This is a genomic window from Bacillus sp. LR--39, assembly GCF_053613335.1.
Window position 1 is genome coordinate 1 of the sequence record NZ_JBSIOT010001574.1, and the last position, 522, is coordinate 522.

Here is a 522-nt window from a genome sequence, read left to right on the forward strand (position 1 = left end):
CAACTGCCGCTCAGCAAACTCCCGATACAGCGCATGCGAAGCAATCAGCTCATGGTGCCGTCCCCGCCCTGTAATCTCGCCTTTTTCGATAAACATAATTTGGTCCGCGTTCACGATTGTCGATAGCCGGTGGGCGATGACGAAGGTGGTGCGGCCTTCCATGAGGCGGGCAAGCGCCTGCTGGACGATGGCTTCTGATTGGCTGTCGAGGCTGGCCGTCGCTTCGTCCATCATTAAAATTTTCGGGTCGCGCAGGAAGGCGCGGGCGATGGCGATCCGCTGTCTCTGTCCGCCGGACAGCTTGACGCCGCGTTCGCCGACTTCTGTATCAAGCTGCTCAGGGAATTGTTTAATAAATGTATCGGCATACGCCATTTCCGCGACTTTCCACAGTTCTTGATCATCAATGCTGTCGGCGTGATCCAAGCCGTAGCATAAGTTCTCACGGATGGTGCCGGACATCATCGGGCTGTCTTGAGATACGTAGCCGATCTGGCTGCGCCACGATTTCATCGACAGCTT

General features: G+C 55.9%; 1 protein-coding gene. It reads right to left on the reverse strand.

The annotated features are described in order from the left end of the window. On the reverse strand, positions 1-522 hold a 522-nt coding region (locus tag ACWHAR_RS31875; RefSeq protein WP_452089026.1), incomplete at both ends, for an ATP-binding cassette domain-containing protein.